Source organism: Ralstonia sp. RL, from assembly GCF_001683835.1.
Taxonomy (GTDB): Bacteria; Pseudomonadota; Gammaproteobacteria; order Burkholderiales; family Burkholderiaceae; genus Ralstonia; species Ralstonia mannitolilytica.
Window position 1 is genome coordinate 1 of record NZ_LWRX01000137.1, and the last position, 1,568, is coordinate 1,568.

At 66.7% G+C, this 1,568-nt stretch carries 2 protein-coding genes; one reads left to right on the forward strand and one right to left on the reverse strand.

Annotated features, from left to right (window positions below):
* A partial coding sequence (locus tag A6M56_RS13230; RefSeq protein WP_286758164.1) for a response regulator occupies positions 1 to 920 on the forward strand: 920 nt, incomplete at its 5' end.
* 35 nt (positions 921 to 955) lie between these two features.
* Here A6M56_RS13230 and rlmB read toward each other — a convergent pair.
* Positions 956 to 1,568: 23S rRNA (guanosine(2251)-2'-O)-methyltransferase RlmB (gene rlmB, locus A6M56_RS13235; protein ID WP_286758165.1), on the reverse strand; the 613-nt coding region annotated here is incomplete at its 5' end.

Sequence of the window (1,568 nt, forward strand, 5' to 3'; positions counted from 1 at the left end):
ACCTGATCCTGCTTGACGTCCAGATGCCCAACATGGACGGCCTGTCCGCCGCCCGCGCACTGCGCAAACTGCCGCAATACGCCACCACCCCCATCGTCGCAATGACCGCCAATGCCTTCGACGAAGACCGGCAAAGCGCCCTCGAGGCCGGCATGAACGAGCATATCGCCAAGCCGGTCGATCCCGACGTGCTCTATGGCGTGCTGCACCGCCTGCTCGATGCGCCACCGACATCGATCGGTGCAGCGGTCACGCCTCCTACGCCCGACAACCGTCTGGAAAACGCCCTCGCCCATGTCGCCGGTCTCGATCTCCAGGCCGGCCTGCGCGCGACCTTGGGCAAACCCGACAAACTGTTCGACCTGCTCAACAGGTTTGCCAAACACCACGGCAACGATTTCGACGCCATCCGCCACAGCCTGCGGCAAGGCGATTACCACAACGCCCGCCTGCTGACCCACTCGCTGAAGGGAACAACCGCCACACTGGGCCTGAAAGCCTTTTCCGACGGCGTTGCCCGCCTCGAACAAGCGCTTGTCGCACAAACGCCTGCCAGCCAACTGGGTCCGGATATCGAACGCCTCGCCACCTGGCTCGCCAACCTGGTCGAGCAGATTGGCGCCATTGCACCGCCCGGCCAGTCGGCAATCGATGACAGCACCCCCATCGACGTCGCCCAACTGGGCCGTGAACTTGCCGTCCTGCGTCGCCTGCTGGGCGAGGACAACCTGACCGCAACCGATGCTTTCAGCGCCCTCGAAGCGCGCTTCAAAGTCATCGCCGGCCGCTCGGCCAACCGCATGCGCCTGGAGATCGACGACTACGATTTCGCCGCCGCCCTGCGGACGCTGGACGCGATCATCGAGCGCAATCCGACATTGCGTCAGGCAGTCGACGCCGCGGCTGCGTCAGGCCGCTGAGCCGCCTGCCATGCCGCCAAAGGCATCCGGCCGGATCAGCCCCGCCGCCGCCGGGCCTCGAACAGGCAGACGCCCGCCGCCACCGAGACGTTCAGGCTCTCCACCGTACCGAACATGGGAATCTTCACCAGTTGATCGCAGTTCTCGCGGGTCAGCCGGCGCATGCCCTCGCCTTCCGCCCCCATCACCCAGGCCGTCGCCTTCGGCCAATCGGCGGCATACAGATCGTTCTCCGCCTCGCCGGCCGTGCCGATCACCCAGATCTCGCGCTCCTGCAGTTCGCGCAGCGTCCGCGCCAGGTTGGTCACCATCACGTAAGGCACCGTTTCCGCTGCGCCGCAGGCGGTCTTGGCAGCCACATCGGTCAGGCCGACCGCCCGATCCTTGGGCGCGATCACGGCATGGACACCCGCCGCGTCAGCCACCCGCAGGCAGGCTCCCAGGTTGCGCGGATCGGTGATGCCATCGAGAACGAGCAGGAAAGGCGGCTCATCCAGCGTATCGAGCACATCATCCAGATGGGCTGCCTTGCGCCCCCCCTCGATGCGCGCCACGACCCCCTGGTGCCGCCCGCCCGGCGCCATGCCGTCGAGCCGCTTGCCATCGGTCGCGATGACCCGGATGCCCTGGAGTTCGGCATGCTGCAAC